Origin of the sequence: Amycolatopsis sp. MtRt-6, assembly GCF_017308975.1 — a bacterium.
GTDB lineage: Bacteria > Actinomycetota > Actinomycetes > Mycobacteriales > Pseudonocardiaceae > Amycolatopsis.
On record NZ_JADWPD010000001.1, the window covers coordinates 386,002 to 403,650 of the forward strand.

The following is a 17,649-nucleotide window of genomic DNA, read 5'->3' on the forward strand; positions in this document are numbered from 1 at the left end:
AGCCGCTACTTCTCCCCGACGACCTTGTCGAAGAGCACAGCCGGATTCCCCGGTCCGCAGTCCGCGCCGAAGGCCACAAGCCGGAACTGGGCCAGCTTGCCGGTGGTCAGGATGATCATCACCCCGGCCTTGCCGCCGACGTTCACCGGGCGGATGCCCTCGGGACGCACCTTCGGGTCGAGTCCGGCGGCCGCGATGCACGCGTCCAGGCGGTCTTCGCTCTGCAGCGGGCCGAAGTCGCGGACGCCGATCGCCTTGCCGACCAGGGCCTGCGCACCGGCGCCGTCGTTGCCGACAGACGGGCCGGTCGGGGCGGCGACGTTCGGGGTGCCGGTCTGCTGCGAGGTGTCCGGGATCGCGACGGTCACCGCGACGACCGCCGCCGCGGCCGCGGTCAGGACGCCGGCGGCCCAGCCGAGCCGCTTGTTCCGGCGGCGCCGGGCCGCCGCGAGGTCCACCACCGGGGCGTTCCCGGTCCCGGTCTGCCGCGGTGCCGCCTGCGCGGCCGGCTGTGCTTTTCCAGGAAAGGCGGCCGCTGCTTCGGCGGCCAGCGCCGCGTCCAGCCGGGCGGCGAACTCCGCGGGCATCGGCGGGGCCGGCGCGGCCGCGAGCGAGGCGAGGTCGGCCTGGGTGGCGTCGAGGGCGTCCAGGATCGCGCGGGCTTCGGGATCGGCGTTGACCAGCGGCCACAGCTCGGCCGCCTGCGTGTCGTCCAGGACACCGGCGTGGAGGTCGGCGAGCACGTCGACAGACCAGGGCGGACCGATGGTCCCCCCGATCCCCCGGCTTTCGTCCGTCATCGTCCCTCCCCGCTACCCGGCTGACGCCCGGCCCGTTTGCTTTCGTGAGTTGGGACGTTCGCAATCGCATCGGGGTTCCGCAGGTGCCCGAGAACCTTCGCGAGTTTGCCGCGGCCCCGCGCGCACCGGCTCTTCACCGTGCCTTCGGCGATGCCGAGCATCTTCGCCGTCTCGGCGACGGAGTATCCCTCGACGTCGACCAACACGATCGGGGCACGTTGCTCCTCGGGCAGCTGGTCGAGCGCCTCGCGCACGAGCAGGCTGGTCTCGCGCTCGGACATCGAGTCGCGGGGGGCGGCGGGCTCGTTGAACCCGGTTTCCGGCAGCGGGACGGTCGGGCGCGCCTGGCGGCGGCGGATCCGGTCGAGGCAGGCGTTCACCACGATCCGGTGCAGCCACGTCGTGACCTGCGACTCCGCTCTGAAGTTGCCGGCCGCGCGGAACGCCGAGATGAACGCGTCCTGCAACGCGTCGGCGGCCTCTTCCGGATCGCGGACCGTGCGCAGGGCCACCGCCCACATGCGGTCGCGATGTCGCTGGACGAGTTCGCTGAACGCATGGGGGTCCCCCGCGGCGTGAGCCGCTATCAGATCCGCATCCGTGGGAGCTGCAGCTGTCACCCGGCAGAGCCTACTGACCCTGTCGGGTGCGTCACCCCGCAGGCAGGAAGGACAGGTCGCCTATTTCGGTCATGTACTGCCCGTCGGCGTCGCCCAGCTGGGTGATCCAGACGATGAAGTACTCGCCCTGCGTCGGCTGGGCCAGCGGGATCGTCGTCTCGCCGTCCTTCAGGTCGCCGTTGCCGACCACCTTCGTGTCGGCCAGGTCGGGGTTCTTCCCGGTCGCCGAGCGGATCTCGACCTTCGTGCCGGGAGTGCCCCCGATGACCTTCACCTGGCTGAGGTTGATCGGGTCGGCGAAGGTGACGATCAGCCCGACACCCGGCTTGATGGTGGGGAACTGCTGCTTGTACTTCTCGGTCCGCCACTCCGTGTCGGGCTTGCCGTCGATCGCGTACTTCGCCCGGCCGGTGTTGTCGCCCCGGCCCTCCGGGTTGTAGACGGCCGCCGACTGCGGGGCCACCGGTGCGCCCACGGTCGGCGAGGGCGGCGGTGCCGGAGCCGACGACGAGGGCGGCTGGGTTCCGCTCTGCTGGCTCGACGCCGGCGGCGCGGCGACGTTGAGCGACGGCCCGCTCGCCTTCGAATCGCCCTGGAAGACGTTGATCAGCATCAGGCCGCCCCAGGCGAGGATGACGACGGTCGCGACCACCAGCACGGTGACGCCGAGGGCGAGCTTGCGTCGCCGGGCGACGTCCTTGACCGGCTTCTTCGTCGTCCAGATCGTGCCGTCGGGCTCGGCGGTGTCACCGCCGACGGCCTTGATCAGCTGGGTGCGCTCCTCTTGTTCGGCCACCTGGTCGAGCACGCGGAGGATGGCCGCGCTGGTGCGGATGCCGCCGTTGCCACCGTCCTCGATCGTGCGCACGGCCAGCGACGACAGGTCGGCCGGGACCGTCGGCACCAGCTGCCGCGGTGGGACGATCCGGCCCTGCGGCGTCGTCGGCGCCGCCGGGATCGCGGGCGGCCCGCCGGGCAGCGCCCAGCGGCCGGTCAGCAGCAGGTACAGGACCGCGCCGAGCGCCTTGACGTCGTCGCGCAGCGTCGCCTCCGGCAGCGGGCCGGGGAACGCGAGCTTGAGCGCGCCGTTCGGCGTCAGCCGCAGCCGCTGGGGATGGTCGAGGCCGAGGACGAGCCCGTTCTGGTGCGCCTGCTCGACGGCCTCGGCCAGCGCCTGCACCATCCGCGCGGCCGCGGCGGGCGCCACCGGCCGCTGCGCGACGAGGTCGACCAGGTCACTGCCCTTGGTCCACTCCGCGACGACGACGCCGAGCAGGCCTTCGCTCGAGGTGATGCCGCTGCCGAGGGCGAGCACGTCCAGCACGCGGGCGACGCCACCGTGGCCGAACTTCGACGCGTGCGTGGCGCGTTCGAGCGTCCGCCGGGCCAGCCGGGCGGCTTCGGGGTCCGCCGGGTCGCCGACCAGCAGGGTCAGCGCGACGTCCCGCTTCAGCTGCCCGTCGCGCGCACGCCACAGGTGCGCGTCGCCCCGCTCGTCCACGCCGAACTGCGCGAGGAGGCGGTAGCGGCCGTCGCCGACCACACGCCCGGGGGCCAGCGATCCGACCTGGGCCTTGCCCACGTGGTTCGCACCCCCCGCCTGTTCGCTCCGCCTCGTGTCCACCCGCACTCTCCCGCTAGCTCCCCGCACCGAGGGTACCCAGAATACGACGCGGGAGTCGTCGCCTTCCGTACCGCAATCGTTACCCGCGCTTGATCAACCGGGTGAACCTCGAAGTGGCCGGCTTCAGTTCCTCGACCTTCAGCGCCATCAGCACGCCGAACGAGACCACAATCCCGACGATGCTCTGCAGCAACAGCTTCACCCAGGCGCCGAAAGTGGGCCCGAACGAGTCCGGCACGAGCTTGCCCGCGACCCACGCGGCGGCGACGCCCAGGACACTCGCGACGACCGTGAAGAGAATCACGCCGATCACCCGCTTGCTGCGGAGGTTGCCCAGCGTCACCCAGAGCCAAACCTGGCCGAGGATCGCGCCGACCACGAACGTCAGCGCGTTGACCATCATCACGCCGAGCACGACGTTGTCCGGCGACAGGAGTACCGGGCACAGGTACAGCAGCGGCACCTTGACCAGCGTCATCACGATCATGATCAGCGTCGGCGTGCGGGCGTCCTTCATCGCGTAGAACACGCGCATCTGCAGCATGACCAGCGCGTACGGCAGGAGCGCGAACGCCGAGATCGCGAGCGCGTCGCCGAGCCGCTCGGCCGTTTCGACCGTGCCCTTGCCGAAGGTGAACAGCGCGATGCCGATCGAGCCGCCGACCACGGTCATCACCGCGGAGATCGGCACGAGCATCACCGTCGAGATCCGGGACGCGTACGACAGGTCTCCGATCAGCTTCTTGTGGTCGCCGTCTGCGGCCGCGCGGCTCATCCGCGGCATGATCGCCGTCAGCAGCGAGACGCCGATGACGCCGTACGGCAGCTGGAAGAGCAGCCAGGCGTTGCTGTAGGCCGTCACACCACCGGGTGAACCGCTGGTCAGCACGCGCGTGTTGATCGTGTAGCCGATCTGGCTGACGGCGACGTAGCCGAGGATCCACAGTGCGAGGCCGCCGAACTCCTTCATCTGCTTGTCGATGCCCCAGCGCCACTTGAACCGGAAGCCGGACCGCAGCAGCGGCGGGATCAGCAGCAGCGCCTGGGCGACGATGCCGCCGGTGACGCCGATGCCCAGCGTCAGGACCTTGGGGTCGGTGATCGACACCTGCGTGGTGTTGATGTCGCCCGGCATGATCCAGACGACCAGGATCGTGAAGATGACCACCAGGTTGTTGATCACCGGCGCCCAGGCCGTCGGGCCGAAGATCTGCTTGGCGTTCAACACCGCCGAGAGCAGCGCGAACACGCCGTAGAAGAAGATCTCCGGCAGTAGCAGGTAGGCGAACGCGGTGGTGAGGTCCGCGCTGGCCTGACCGGACGAGTCGACATAGAGACTCGTGAACGCCGGTGCCGCGATCACCGCGACGACCGTGCCGACCAGCAGCAGCGAGAACGCCACCGTGATCAGGCGTTGCGTGTAGGCCGTGCCGCCGTCGGGGTCGTCCTGCGAGCGCACCAGCAGCGGCACCACCACGCTGGCGAGCACGCCACCCATCAGCAACTCGAAGATGATGTTCGGCATCGTGTTGGCGACGTTGAACGAGTCGTTCGCGATGCCCTGGCCGATCGCGCCGACCAGCAGCAGCTTCCACAGGAAGCCGGTGATCCGGCTGATCAGCGACGCGATGGCCATCCGCCCGGACGCCTTCGCCAGCGACGGCGCCTTGGCCGGCGCCTCCTCCGGCGCTTCCCCGTCCGGCCGGGGCTTGACCAGCGGCCCCTTGAGCGCCGGCATGACCTGGGTGGCCAGCGCGTCGTACGGCCGCATGACATCGGGGTCGGCGACCGGCCAGCGCGAGTTCATCGGCACGCCGGCGGTGCGCGGGATGAACCGCGTCGCCTCCGGGTCGGGCGCGCGCTGGACCTGGGTGGCCTCCTCCTGCCACGGCCGGACCGGCGCCGGACGGCGCGAGCCGCGGCCGCGCGGCGGGACGGGCGTGCCCGGAGGCGGGGTGCCGAGGGCCGGGTTGCCGGGCGGCGGGGTCAGCGGCGGGTTGGGCTGCGGGAGCCGCCCCTGGTGCGGACCCGGGGGGATCTGCTGTGGGCCGCTCTGCTGCGGAGGCGGCCCGGCTTGCGGGTTGCCTGGCGAGACGACTGGCTGGGCGCCGCTCAGTGGCTGGCCGGGTGGTGGCACGGCCGGTTTCGGTGGCGGTCCGGCCGGTGCGTTGGCCGGCGAGACCGCCGGCTGGGGGCCGCCGTGCGGAGGCGGCCCGGCCTGCGGAGGCGGTCCGGCTTGCGGGTTGCCCGGGGAGACGACTGGCTGGGCGCCGCTCAGCGGCTGGCCGGGTGGTGGCACGGCCGGCTGCACACCGCCGTGCGGTGGCGGGCCCGGCTGAGGGTTGCCCGGCTGCGCACCGCTCGGCGGCACGGGCTGGACCCGCGTCGGCGCCGGGCCGGCGCCGCGCGGCGGGCGGCCGCCCTGCGGCGGCGGCACCCGGCGCGGTGGCTGGTCCTCGCGGAAGGCGCGGTCGTCACGGGGGGCGCGGTCGTCACGGAAGGCTCGGTCGTCGTGTGGGCTGCGGTCGTCACGGGTAGCGCGGTCGTCGTGCGGGCCGCGGTCGTCACGGGGCCAGTCGTCGCGCGGCCGGTCGCCACGGGGGCTGCCCTCGCGCACCGGGTACTCCTCCGCGGCCGGGCGGGCGCGGGGCGCGTGGTCCTCCGGTGCGGGCCGGTCGCCGCGGGGAGGGCGGGGCGGGCGCTCGTCCGGGGCCGGGCGGTCGCCACGGGCGCGTTGGTCGCGGGGCGGGCCGCCGGCACGGGGGGCGCGCTCGCCCCGGACCGGGCGGTCGTCGCCGCGGGGGGCTCGGCCGTCGGGGGGTGGCTGGTCGGCTCGGCGGGGGCGGCCGTCGCGAACCGGGCCTTCCTCGCGGATCGGGCGCTGGTCGCGGACCGTCGCGTCGTCCGGCGGCGGGGTGGGCATCGCGCGCGTCTGGCCGTTGCGGGACGGCTGGCGGCGGCCGCGCTCCTGGGGCGGAGGCGGCTGCTGGCGGCGGACCGGCTGCGATGCCCGCGGTGGCCCGTCGCCCCGTTGCGGGGGCGGGGGGCCTTCGCGCCGAGGACGACCCGCACGCTCGGGTGGTAAGCCCGGCTCTCTCTCCAACGCGTGCCCAATCCTCGGTGCTCTACTCCGGTGCCGCGGCCCGGTGCCGCGCACGTGCGGACCAAGGGTAATCGCGAACCGCCCGGAACACTCGAAGGCCGACGGATCAGTCCACGACGTCGCGGCCCGCGCGGGCGTCCTTCACCCGCCGGTAGATCCGCCGGGAAGCGAGCAGAAGCAGGGCCACACCTGCGGCGACGGTCGCGATGATGGTGATCGCGCCGTACTCGGTCGACGTCAGCTCGAAGCGCGCGGATGACCCGAGCGGGGTACCGGTCGGCGTGCTCAACGACACATCGACGCTGAACCGGCCGGCCCGCAGCGCCTCCACCGGCAGGAAGTAGTTCTTGCCGCCGCTGGCCGGGAAGAACCAGTCCTTCGCGTCCTCCGGGCGCAGGCCCGTGTTGTTGTTCAAGGTGAACCGGGCGTTGATCCCGACCGGCAGGTCGTTGCTGACGTACACCGGCAGCGGCGAGTTGCCGGACGCCAGCGCGATGGTCTGCTTCGGCTGCGAGACGGTCACCCGCCCGCTGATCGCCGCCAGCTCGGCCTGGGCGTTCGTGGTCGCCGCCGCCGCGGGCAGCCCGCGCCACGCCAGCGACGCCCCGCGCAGCTCGGCCAGCCGGACCGGCTCCACCACGTCGTCGGGTTTCACCCGCTTGGTCGGGTCGATCTGCATCGCCGCCGCCAGCCCGGTGGCCTGGACGTCCAGGCCGGCCAGCGTCGAGACGACGCCGGCGTCGATGCCGCCCGCCGGGTCCTGGCCGCCGTCGCCGACCGAGCCGGACGTCGCCGGGCTGTCGGCGAGCAGGGCCGACAGGCCGGTCGAGGTGACCAGGCCGGCTTCGATGAACGCGCCGACCTGCTGCAGGTACGTGCCGAACTCCTCCGCGGACGCGTCCCAGCGCCGCGGCGGCGCGACCAGCAGGTGGTCCGGCCGCTGCTGGCCGGTGGGCTGGCCGAGCCCGGCGCGGAAGGCGAGGGCGCCGAGGCCGTTCTGGCTCGCGACCGCCCGCTCGGTCGTGGCGGCCACCGTGACCGAGTCCGGCACGCTCGGGACCCCGGTCATCGCGGCCGAGATCAGCGAGTCGGTCGGCTGCACGCGGACGGCGCTGCCCTGCACGGTGACGCCGCCGCCGGCCGCGGCGGGGGCGAGCTTGCCCGCGTCGGCGAGCACGGTCCGCACGCCGGCGTCGGTGAGCGCGGTGAGCACCGACGCGCTTGGCGTGCCGCCCGGCCAGAGCACGCCGGTCAGCGGCGTGGCGCCGGTCACCTGCTCGATGGTCTCGGCGCCGCCGGCGGCCCGGGTGGCCAGGCTGGTGTCGCCGGGCCGGACGCGGGTGAGCGCGTCGAGGTCGGCGTCGGCGAACGGCAGCGTCACCACGCAGCGGGTGCCGACCAGCGACCGCACCGCCGACAGCCACGCCTTCGCGGCGTCGACGCCCTTGCCGTCGACGTTCCCGGTGTCCGTGTGGACGAGGTAGCCGCGGCTCATCGCTTCGACGGTGGCGAGCAGGTCCGGGTCGAGCGCGAAGCACATCGACTTCGCGAGGTTCGAGTTGCTCCGCACGGCCGACGTCGCCGCGGTGACCAGCGCGTTCAGTCGCCCGTCGCCGCTGATCTCGGCGGTCAGCCGGTCGTCGGCCAGCACCATCGGGCTGCCGTACGGCGCCGCGTAGACGTGCGGGATGTTGCCGGTCAGCGGCCAGAGCAGGGTCATGCTCGGCGCGCCGCCGCGGTTCGAGGCCGCCTGCTTGCCCGGCCCGGCCAGCACCGGCATCAGCATGCTGACCGCGCCGAGCCGCGCCGGCCCGCCGAACTCCGGCGTGCCGTTGACGTTGACCAGCAGCGGGTAGACGCCGGGGCGGCTGAACCGGTCGGCCCGCGCCCCGGTCAGCGGCACGGTGATGTTCAGCGGCGCGCTCTGGCCCGGCTCGAGCACGTCGGCGACCGGGGTGAACTCGGTCAGCGGGGTGTCCTTGATGACGGCGCCGGACAGCACGTCACCGACCCCGCGCTCGGTCGTCGCCCGGTCCCCGACCTGCAGCCGGACCTGCGGCTTGGAGACCCTGCGGTCGCCGGTGTTGGTCACCGTGCCGGTGACGGTCAGCGTCGTCGTCGAGCTCGTGATCACGCGCGGGGCGAGCTGGGCCAGGTCGATGCGCAGGCGGGCGCCGCCCTCCTGCGCCTGGGCCACCGTGGCCCCGGCGAGGGCGGGGACGGCCAGGAAGAGGACGGACAGGAAGGCTGCGGCGAACCGCTTCACTCGGGGGCTCCCTCAGGGGCGTGCTCGTCTCGTCCGTGGACGTCCGGGCGCGCGAAAAGTTCCTTGGCCTTCCGGACGAGCTTGCGCTCGTCGGAGTAGGCGAGTTTGGACTCCAGCTCGGCCAGCGGGACCCAGGCCACCTCGGTGACCTCGACGTCTTCGTCGGAGAGCTCACCGCCGAGCGATTCGAGCAGGAAGTGGTGCACGGTCTTGTGGATGCGCCGCTTCTCGGCCACGAACCAGTAGTCGATGGTGCCGAGTGGCCGCATGACGCGCGCGGAGATGCCGGTTTCCTCCTTCACCTCGCGCACGGCCGTCTCTTCCACCGTTTCACCGTCCTCGATGTGGCCCTTGGGCAGCGACCACAGCAGTCTGCCGTGCCGGTCGAGCCGGCCGATCAGCACCGCCTGTTCGCGCTCGACGTCGACCACGAGACCACCGGCCGACGTTTCGTCGACCGTGGTCAGGCGCCTGCCGCGCTGACGCCTGCGCCGCCTGCGCGGCTTCGAGGCGCCGGGGCGGCCGGCTGATCCAGACATGCTGCGATGCTAGAGCAAACGGTTGCCCCGGTAGGCTGGCTCTCCGTGTCCGTGTCCGGCGGTGCCTGCAGCTATCGCACCTGGAACGTAGTGGGATTTTCGTGAACGACGTGGTCGATGAGCAGGTGGTGGAGCTGATGCGGGTCTCCCCACTGGCGACGGAGCTGGCGGAACGGTTCGCCAGGGCGGGGCACCGCCTGTACCTCGTGGGCGGCAGCGTGCGCGACGCACTGCTCGGCCGCGACTCCGGCGACCTCGACTTCACCACCGACGCGCGGCCCGACCGGGTGCTGAAGATCGTCAGCGGCTGGGGCGACGCGGTCTGGGACGTCGGGATCGCCTTCGGCACGGTCGGCGTGACGAAGAAGGGCATGCAGCTCGAGATCACCACGTTCCGCGCCGACAGCTACGACCGCGTCGGCCGCAACCCCGAGGTCACCTTCGGCGACAGCATCGAGGGCGACCTGCTGCGCCGCGACTTCACGGTCAACGCGATGGCCGTCGAGCTGGCGTCCAAGACGTTCATCGACCCCCACGACGGCCTCAGCGCCCTGCGCGAGCGGGTCCTGGACACGCCGGCGACGCCGCAGGAGTCCTTCGCCGACGACCCGCTGCGGATGCTGCGCGCCGCCCGGTTCGCCGCGCAGCTCGGCTTCACCGCCGCCCCGCGGGTGGTCGACGCGATGACGTCGATGGCGGAGGAGATCGACCGGATCACCGCCGAGCGGGTGCAGGCCGAGCTGTCGAAGCTGCTGCTGGCCGCCGACCCGCGGCCGGGGCTGGAGCTGCTGGTCGAGACCGGGCTGGCCGACCGGGTTGTGCCCGAAGTGTCCGGCATGCGGCTGGCGATCGACGAGCACCACCAGCACAAGGACGTCTACCAGCACTCGCTGACCGTGCTCGCCCAGGCGATCGAGCTGGAGAAGACGCACGAGCCGACGTCGGAGCCGGACCTGATCCTGCGGCTGGCGGCGCTGCTGCACGACATCGGCAAGCCGGCGACCCGGGAGTTCCAGCCGGGCGGCGGCGTCAGCTTCCACCACCACGAGGTGGTCGGCGCGCGGATGGCCCGCAAACGTTTGCGGGCGCTGAAGTTCTCGAAGGAGATCGTCGACGACGTCTCCCAGCTCGTGTTCCTCCACCTGCGGTTCCACGGCTACGGCAAGGGCGAGTGGACGGACTCGGCGGTGCGCCGGTACGTCACCGACGCCGGCCACCTGCTGACCCGGCTGCACAAGCTGGTCCGCGCCGACTGCACCACCCGCAACCGCCGGAAGGCGGCCGCGCTGCAGGCGACCTACGACGACCTCGAAGCCCGGATCGCCGCGCTCAAGGCCAAGGAGGACCTCGACCGCGTGCGGCCGGACCTCAACGGCGAGCAGATCATGGAGCTGCTCGGCCTCAAGCCGGGGCCGGACGTCGGGAAGGCGTGGAAGTTCCTCAAGGAGCTGCGCCTGGACCGCGGGCCGCTCGACCACGACGAAGCGGTCGCCGAGCTGAAGAAGTGGGCCGCGGAAAACGGCGTCGGGGACGCGTGAGCCGTGGCGGGCGGGGGCAGCTTCCTGGTGGCGCTGCTGAGGCGCGGCGCCCCCGCCATCGCCACCGCCACGAGTGAGCTGCCCGCCGAGATCGCCGACCCGGCCCCGATGCACGCGCTGCGCCGCATCGCGCGGATGTCGGGCCCGATCGACCCCACCGAGCGCGACGGCCTGCTGCTGCGCGCGACCCGCTACGTCGTGCTCATCCCGCTGGCGTACCGGCTGCTCGCGGTGCCGGGCCAGTTCGGCGTCTACGTCCTCGGGCACGGCACGGCCGGGCTCCTGCCGGTCGGGGTGTTCACCCTGCTGTCGGTGGCGCTGAACGTCGCCGGCCTCCGCTGGATGTTCCGCTCGGCGCCGTTCCGCGGCCGGAACGCCGGGAAGCTCCTCGCCGTCGATCTGACCTTCACGGTGCTTTCGCCGCTGGTCATCGCGGCGACCGTGCCGACGCCGGGGTACTTCGACGCGCTCGCGGTCACCAGCGTCCACCTGTACGGCGAGATCGGGCTGCTGACCCTCGCGCTGGGCCTCCCGAGCGGCGTGGTGTCCGGGCTGCTCAGCTTCCCGCTCCGGATGCTGGCGAACCGGCTGAACACCGGCGGGTTCGAGGTCGGGCCGCGTTCTCGACGTACTCCGTCCTGCTCGCGGAGCTGTTCCTGGCCACCGCCGCGCTGGTGCTGACCGGGCTCGGCACGCGCCTGGCCCTGGCCTACGGCACACGCAACGGGCGCCTCGCCGAGCGCGCCCAGCAGCACCGGAGGCTGCACGACACCGTGCTGCAGACGCTGGAAGCGATGGCGCTGTCCGGCCCCGGCGACCCCGGAGAACGCCTCGCCGAGATCCAGCGGCTGGCGCGGGCGCAGGCGGTCGAGATCCGGCAGACGATCGAGACGGCGGCGTCCGAGCGGGCCGAGGCCGGCGCGCGGCCGCTGGGCGAGAAGCTCGCCGCGCTCGCCGCCGAAATGGCCCGCGACGGCCTGCGTGCGCAGCTCGTGGTGGCCGAACTCGACGACGACACGCTGTCGGAGGTCCGCCAGATCGCCATCCGCGACGCCGTCCGCGAGGCGATGCGGAACACGATGAAACACTCCGGCACCGACCGGGTCGTGGTCCGCGTCGAGGAACGCGACGGCGGCATCGCGGTGATCACCCGCGACCACGGGAGCGGGTTCAGCGCGGCCGACCACCCGGCCGGGTTCGGCATCAGCGAGTCGATCACCGCGCGGCTGGCCGAGGTCGGCGGGACGTCGCTGGTCGAGTCGGGACTCGCCGGGGGTGGCACGCGAGTGACGTTGTGGGTCCCGTTCTGATATCTCCTGTCCATGACCTCGATCGAGCTGCTCGCCGACGCTCTCGCCGCCTACCGCTCCGGTGACCGCGACCAGGCCGCCGACCTCGCCGCCCAGGCCGGCCGCGCCGGTTCCACGCTGGCGGACGAGCTGCGGGCCTACCTGGCCGGCGACGGCTCGGCACCGGTCTACGACCAGCCGAGCGCGTTCACGGCGTTCATCCGCGGCGGCGGCAACGTCGAGCTGTACCGGGCGCTGAGCGCCGAGCTGGCCGCCCGCTACGACGCCGCCAAGCCGGAGTCGCTGCTCGACCTGGGCTGCGGCGACGGGCTCGCCGTGGTGCCCGCGCTGGAGCAGGCGTCGCACCTCCCGCCGCGGATCGACCTGGTCGAACCGTCGGCCGCGCTGCTCGAAGGCGTCCACGAGCGGGTGCCGTCGGCCCAGTGCTGGCAGTCGACCGCCCAGGACTTCCTGGCCCGCGACGACCTCGGCTGGGACTTCGTCCAGTCGACGTTCGCCCTGCAGTCCATCGAGCCGGAGCAGCGTGCCGAGGTGCTGCGGGCACTGCAGCCGCGCACCGGGACGCTGGTGCTCGCCGAGTTCGACGTCCCCGAGTTCGAGGAAGGCTCGCCGGAGCACCTGCACTCGCTCGTCGAGCGCTACGAGCGCGGTGTGGCCGAGTACGGCGAAGACGCCACGCTGGTCGCCCAGGGCTTCCTGCTGCCGGTGCTGCTCGGGATCGTCTCCGGGCAGCAGCGGACGAACTGGGAACACCCGGCCGCGCTCTGGGCCGAGCAGCTGACGACGGCGGGCTTCACCGACGTCGGCGTCGCACCGCTCGCCGACTACTGGTGGTCGCCCGCCGTCCTGATCACTGCCTGCTGAGCGAGCCCGTCTCGACGTGCTGGGCGAGCGGCCGAGGCAGCAGGTACGCGACCGCGCCGCCCGGCAGCCCGCCCCACGGCGCCGCCACGCCGGTCAGCACCCGGATCGCGCGCTGCACCCGGTAGAGCCGCTTCTCGCGTTCGCGCTCGAACGCCAGCGCCGTCTCGACGAACCGGGAGCCGTCGGCGTGCACCAGGTTGCCGGTCTCGTTGCCGAACCGGACGACCGTGGTGCCCGGCGCGAGCGTGATCAGCCGCTTGCCGCGGTAGAAGTTCAACGGCGGTTCGCCGCGCATCGGCAGGATCGGCCAGTCGGCGGGCTGGTCGGACTCCTCCGCCGGCCGCGGCGGCAGCATCAGCAGCACACCGAGCAGGAACCGGGCCGCGTCACCGAGCGAGCCGAACGCCACCGGCTCGTCGGACGGCGGCCGCGAGACCTCCCAGCCGTTCTCGGCCCGGCGCAGCGTCCAGACGCCTTCCGCGGGCATCTCGTTGGCGCCGATCCGGTAGGCCGCCGCGGGCACGCCGTGCTCGGCCAGCCGCTGCTGGAGCAGCTCCAGGGTCTCCGCGCCCTTCAGGTTCCGCACCTGCTCGCCGCGGGCGACGCGGGTGAGCGCGCGCTCGTCCGGCAGGTCCGCGGCCGTCTGCGGCGGCCGCGGCTGGCCGAGGATCTCCGCCTCCGCCGTCGCGCGGACGAGCTCCCCGACGTGCGGCGGGCGGAACCCGGCGGCGCGGATGTGCTCGACCAGCTCCGGCTCCGGCGGCACGCCGTACTTGCGCAGGTAGTGCGGCACGGCGGCGGGCCAGATCCAGGTGCCGTCGGTGTGGAAGGCGTTCGGCACGTCCGGCTTGGCGCCCGGCGCGCCGAAGAGGTCCGGCAGCGGCGCGGGCCGGTGCAGCGCCACCGGCGCCCGGAAGAGGTAGTCGAGCAGGCCGCGGACCTGGTCCGGCGGCACCGGCGGCCGGGTGACCACCGGGCGCTCCCCCTCGACGTGGGAGTCGACGACCCGCGCGTTCCGGAACACGACGTCCAGCGGCAGGCCCGCCTTCGCCGTCAGCCACACCGGCATGTGCTTCGGCGTGCGCGGGAAGGTGGCCAGCTCCAGCTCGTAGGCGGCGGTCGACGGGCGGCCGCCGTCGTTGGGCGGCACCCGCCAGTCCGGCTCGCGGTCGGCGTCGAAGTCGAAGTCGAACTGCGACTGCGCGTCGAGGGTGAACGTGCCCTGGAACCACGTGCCGGCCTCGGCCTGGAACATCGCCGCACGCAGCCGCGCGAACAGCCCGCCGAGCCGGGGCACCGCGGGCAGCGAAACCGACACCGGGCCGTCCTCGTCGCCGATCGCCCGGACCTCGATCTCGGCGTAGTCGCCGACCTGCCGGAACTGCGCGCCGACCTTCGCCCAGCCGCCGGGCACGGTGTGCAGCAGCGTCCGGCCGATGGCGCGCAGCAGCGCGTTCTGGTCGCCGTCGCCCGGCTGCGGCCGCGCTTCCGGTGTCTCGGTGAAGTCCAGCCGCGTCTGCCACAACGCGGTGACCTGCTTGGCGGGCACGGTGACCGAGAAGTCGGTCAGGCCCAGCTGGGCCGCGCGGGCGGCGTCGTCGCGGACCCAGCGCAGGGTCAGCTCCGGCCGGTCGCCCGGCGCGACCTCGAAGACCTCGCCGTCGAACTCGGCGAAGGTGCGCAGCGTGAACGTCGACGGCACTTCGCTCGCCGGGACGACCTTCGCGGGACGGCCGTCGAACTCCTTGTCGAAGCCCTCCGGCGCTTCTTCCTCCGGCAGCACCGACAGCAGCACGGTGCCGTCCGTGGTCGACCGCTGCGCGCGGAAGGTCCCCTCGCCCCACGTCGCGTACAGGCCGTCCGGGCGTTCGGCCACCTCAACCCGGTAACGCACTTTTGTCCTCCCCGTCCCCCGTGAACCAAGAACCTAGTCGACCGGGTACCGAGCGAACCACCGGTCGTCGCCCGGCGCATCCGGGCCGAACTCGGTGAGCGCGTCGTCCGCCAGCTCGACGATGACTTCGCGGAGTTCCAGCCGGTCGAGCCAGCTCTGCCGCAGTGCCTCCTCGCCGTACATCGCGCCGACGAGGTTGCCGCAGACCGAACCGGTCGAGTCGCTGTCGCCGCTGTGGTTGACCGACGCGAGCAACGCCGAATCGGCGTCCGTGGTGGTCAGCGCGACGTACACCGACATGGACAACGCCGTCTCGCCGACGTTGCCCTGGCCCAGCCGCTCGAGCTTCTCCGGCGTGGGCGGCCCGTCCATCGCCAAGGCGGCGTCGAGGGCCGCGCTCTGCTCCTCGTGGCCCGAGTGCTTCACCAGCTCGGCCCGGGCGGTCGCGACCGCGTCGAGCAGCGGTTTTCCGTGCAGCAGCTCGTGCACGATCACCGCGAAGCAGCCCGACGAGAGATACCCGCTCGGGTGACCGTGGGTCAGGGCCGCGCTCTCGGCCCCGAGCCGGAACACCTCGGCGAGGTCGTCCGACCACAGCGCGATCGGGGCCGCGCGCATCACGCCGCCGCAGCCCTTGGAGTTGTTCACCGGCCGGTCGATGGTGCCCCGGACGCCCGAGCGGCCGTACGCCTCCAGCTCGCCGAAGCAGGTGAGCCCGGGCGCACGCCGGCTGAACAGCTCCTGGTGCGTGACCAGCCAGCCGTCCGGCTCCTCGACGTCCGACTGCGGCCCGCGGGCGCGGTCCCACGTGACGCCCTGGGTGTGCAGCCAGCGCTGGTAGGCCAGCTGCAGCGAATGGACGACGTCCGCCGACCCGGTCTTCCGCTGCTGCGCGTGCGCCCTGATCAGCGCTTCGAGCGTGAACAGCGTCATCTGCGTGTCGTCGGTGATCCGGCCGACGCCGCCGTACGCGGGGATGAAGTCGGTGATGCCGTCCGGCCCGGCGATCTCGCGGATCCGGTCGATCGAGTCGAACTCCGTCTTCGCGCCCAGCGCGTCGCCGATCGCCCCGGCCAGGAGGCTGCCCCGCAGTCGCGATCGCAAGCCCGGTCCCTTCGATCGCGGGGTGAACCGGCCGCTCGGGTACCGGCGCTCCCAACGCGGGTGTTCCGCGGTCTCCGTCTGGAGTCCGTTGCGGTTGAAGTACCAGAAGACGTCACTGGCGACGTCCTCGAGCAGGCCGAGGTCGGCCAGCTCGGTCGCCCAGGGCAGGCCGGGCACGCCGACGCGCGCGCCGACCAAGGCACCGGCGATCGCCCCGGCCACCGGGCCGGACCGCGCGGCGAGCGTGATCGCCGCCTCCGGGTCGTACCCGCGCTTGGCCGCGGCGAACAGCGCGCGGCCGAGCACCGACCGCACGCTCCGCCCGTCGCCGATCGACTCCAGCTGCGTGACGTCGTCGGCGTCGCGGTCCGCGCGCAGCGCCAGCGTCGACGCCGCCAGGTCACCGCCCACCTCGTGCAGGCGGACGTGCACCGGCAGCGCGAACGTCTCCCGCGTCAGCAGGGCCTGGAACAGGGAAATCAGCAGCTCGACGCCCTCGGTGACCTCGGCGCCCGCCGCGCTGCCGGTCAGTTCGCGGGCGACGTCCTTCGCATACCGCTCGCCGTCGACGTTCGCGAGTCCGACCGCGCTCGCCGGGGTCGCGGCCAGCGCCGTGGCCAGCAGCGCGGAGAACTCGGCGGGTGCGGGGCCGGCGTGCCGGGTCGCGACGGCGAGCCAGCCGACCGGGTCGGGCTCGGGCAGCGTCGCCGGGACTTCACCGGTCGGCACCGGCGGCAGGCCGCGCAGCACGATGTCGGTGTGGAACAGCAGGTGCCGCGTCAGGCCGCCCAGTGGCAGCGGGCCCGCCGGGTCCGCGCCGCCGCCGAGGGCGTCACCGATCGCGAAGCCGACGTACGCGCCGACGATCCGATGCCACGCGAAGCGGTCGGGCGGCGTCCCGAAGGCGGAGAACTTGCCGAACGTCCAGGGCACCGGCCGCGGCCGCGCGTCCTCGTCCACGTGCGCGATCAGGCCGTTCGCGCCCAGGTCCGCGGGCCATTCCGGCTCCTGGCCTGCCCGGCGGCGGACGCCGTTGCGGTACTGCCAGGCGAACCCGCGCAGGTACCGGACGCACTCCTCCGGCGTCAGTTCGAAGTGCTGGTCGCGGGCGTGGTCCAGGGCGTACCGCAGGTGCCGGGCCGGCAGGTCGGGCGGCTCGACGCCGAACTCCGCGACCAGCCCGGGCAGCGCCGCGGCGACCTCGGGCCCGGCTTCCGGCGCGGGCTCTTCCACGATGGGCCGGCGCTCACCGGTCGTGCCCAGTTCGGCGGCGGTGAGGCTGCGGACCAGCCCGGTGCCGGGGTCGAGCGTCAGCCCCGACGACGCCGGCAGCTCCCGGACGGCCACCCGCCACCGGCGCGGGTAGCGCCCGGGCACCTTCGCCGACGAGCTGTAGGCGATGACTTCACGCTCGTTCTTGCCCGGGACCGGCCGCAACAGCGGCTCGCCGTTGTCGAGCAACGGCACGAGCACTTCGCAGTCCAGCAGGGCACGGGCGAACTCGGCGCGGCTGATCCAGTTCGCGGCCAGGTAGTTCAGCAGCTTCCCGGCGTCGGTCGTGGGTGCCGGGAAGCCGCGCCAGACCGGGCCGGGCGTGTACTGCTCGTTGCCGCGGTATTCGCCGTCCGCCCGGAACCAGCCGCGGACCGCCCGGACCGGCAGGTCCAGCTCGGGGAACGCCTTCTCGTCGAACTCCGGGTCGACGTCCGGCCGCCACTCGGCCTCGGCGGGCGTGCTCGCCATCGCCGCCAGGTCGTAGCCGATCTCGCCGTCGTCCGGCGCGAACACCACCGGGCTGGGGAACAGCCCCGCGCCGACGTCCGTGCCGTCCAGGTAGCCGGCCGCGTTGACCGTGAAGCGCCAGCCGTCCGGGCGGCGCGCGGTGAGTTCCGGCCGGATCCGCAGCCGGTCGCCGCCGGGCTGCGTGCGCAACCACTCCCGCACGCGCGCGACGGCTTCCTCTTCTTCCATTCTCCCCATCCTCGCG

Annotated in this window: 11 protein-coding genes and 1 pseudogene; 4 read left to right on the forward strand and 8 right to left on the reverse strand. The window is 73.4% G+C overall.

The annotated features are described in order from the left end of the window. Window positions 1-5: 5 nt before the first annotated feature. The 4 genes from I4Q55_RS02015 to murJ all read right to left on the reverse strand — a co-directional run bounded on the left by I4Q55_RS02015 (window position 6) and on the right by murJ (window position 4,851). Window positions 6-800 (reverse strand): hypothetical protein, encoded by a 795-nt coding sequence (locus I4Q55_RS02015; RefSeq protein WP_206784255.1) that lies wholly within the window; start codon window positions 798-800, stop codon window positions 6-8. Then, window positions 797-1,420, reverse strand: a complete 624-nt coding sequence (gene sigM / locus I4Q55_RS02020) for an RNA polymerase sigma factor SigM (protein WP_206784256.1) — start codon at window positions 1,418-1,420, stop codon at window positions 797-799. The genes I4Q55_RS02015 and sigM overlap by 4 nt, the downstream gene beginning before the upstream one ends. 31 nt (window positions 1,421-1,451) lie before the next feature. After that, the gene (locus tag I4Q55_RS02025; protein ID WP_206784257.1) at window positions 1,452-3,044 is read right to left on the reverse strand and encodes a protein kinase family protein; all 1,593 of its coding nucleotides are present in this window, start codon (window positions 3,042-3,044) and stop codon (window positions 1,452-1,454) included. A 79-nt stretch (window positions 3,045-3,123) separates the two neighbouring features. Further along, on the reverse strand, window positions 3,124-4,851 hold the full coding sequence (gene murJ, locus I4Q55_RS02030) for a murein biosynthesis integral membrane protein MurJ (protein ID WP_242545211.1): 1,728 nt from the start codon (window positions 4,849-4,851) through the stop codon (window positions 3,124-3,126). A 429-nt stretch (window positions 4,852-5,280) separates the two neighbouring features. On the opposite strand from murJ, the gene I4Q55_RS02035 reads away from it, so the two are divergent. Further along, window positions 5,281-6,129 carry a hypothetical protein gene (locus I4Q55_RS02035; protein WP_206784258.1) on the forward strand — a complete coding sequence of 283 codons (849 nt, stop codon included), beginning with the start codon at window positions 5,281-5,283 and terminating at the stop codon, window positions 6,127-6,129. Window positions 6,130-6,253: 124 nt separating this feature from the next. Here the strand turns inward: I4Q55_RS02035 and I4Q55_RS02040 are convergent, their stop codons facing one another. Together I4Q55_RS02040 and I4Q55_RS02045 are read right to left on the reverse strand one after the other, a co-directional pair. Continuing rightward, window positions 6,254-8,413: a DUF6049 family protein gene (locus I4Q55_RS02040; protein ID WP_206784259.1), complete on the reverse strand. Its 2,160-nt coding sequence runs from the start codon at window positions 8,411-8,413 to the stop codon at window positions 6,254-6,256. Beyond that, a complete protein-coding gene (locus I4Q55_RS02045; protein WP_206784260.1) occupies window positions 8,410-8,952 on the reverse strand; it encodes an NUDIX hydrolase in 543 nt (180 codons plus the stop codon). Before I4Q55_RS02045 ends, I4Q55_RS02040 begins: the two co-directional genes overlap by 4 nt. A 101-nt stretch (window positions 8,953-9,053) precedes the next feature. On the opposite strand from I4Q55_RS02045, the gene I4Q55_RS02050 reads away from it, so the two are divergent. The 3 genes and pseudogenes from I4Q55_RS02050 to I4Q55_RS02060 all read left to right on the forward strand — a co-directional run bounded on the left by I4Q55_RS02050 (window position 9,054) and on the right by I4Q55_RS02060 (window position 12,664). After that, window positions 9,054-10,490, forward strand: a complete 1,437-nt coding sequence (locus I4Q55_RS02050) for a CCA tRNA nucleotidyltransferase (RefSeq protein WP_206784261.1) — start codon at window positions 9,054-9,056, stop codon at window positions 10,488-10,490. Between the two features lie 3 nt (window positions 10,491-10,493). Continuing rightward, a pseudogene (locus I4Q55_RS02055) lies at window positions 10,494-11,800 on the forward strand (sensor histidine kinase). A gap of 12 nt (window positions 11,801-11,812) precedes the next feature. Further along, window positions 11,813-12,664: a class I SAM-dependent methyltransferase gene (locus tag I4Q55_RS02060; protein ID WP_206784262.1), complete on the forward strand. Its 852-nt coding sequence runs from the start codon at window positions 11,813-11,815 to the stop codon at window positions 12,662-12,664. Here I4Q55_RS02060 and I4Q55_RS02065 read toward each other — a convergent pair. After that, window positions 12,651-14,558, reverse strand: coding sequence for a TNT domain-containing protein (locus tag I4Q55_RS02065; RefSeq protein ID WP_206784263.1), 1,908 nt, complete (start codon window positions 14,556-14,558; stop codon window positions 12,651-12,653). The two genes, I4Q55_RS02060 and I4Q55_RS02065, sit on opposite strands and share 14 nt — an antisense overlap. A gap of 33 nt (window positions 14,559-14,591) precedes the next feature. Beyond that, a complete protein-coding gene (locus I4Q55_RS02070) occupies window positions 14,592-17,633 on the reverse strand; it encodes an ADP-ribosylglycohydrolase family protein (RefSeq protein WP_206784264.1) in 3,042 nt (1,013 codons plus the stop codon). Window positions 17,634-17,649 lie beyond the last annotated feature (16 nt).

Coding starts and splice junctions, on each gene's coding strand:
- I4Q55_RS02015 (WP_206784255.1), bottom strand. CDS start 800: ATGACGGACGAAAGCCGGGGGATCGGGGGGACCATCGGTCCGCCCTGG.
- murJ (WP_242545211.1), bottom strand. CDS start 4,851: ATGAACTCGCGCTGGCCGGTCGCCGACCCCGATGTCATGCGGCCGTAC.
- I4Q55_RS02045 (WP_206784260.1), bottom strand. CDS start 8,952: ATGTCTGGATCAGCCGGCCGCCCCGGCGCCTCGAAGCCGCGCAGGCGG.
- I4Q55_RS02060 (WP_206784262.1), top strand. CDS start 11,813: ATGACCTCGATCGAGCTGCTCGCCGACGCTCTCGCCGCCTACCGCTCC.
- I4Q55_RS02070 (WP_206784264.1), bottom strand. CDS start 17,633: ATGGAAGAAGAGGAAGCCGTCGCGCGCGTGCGGGAGTGGTTGCGCACG.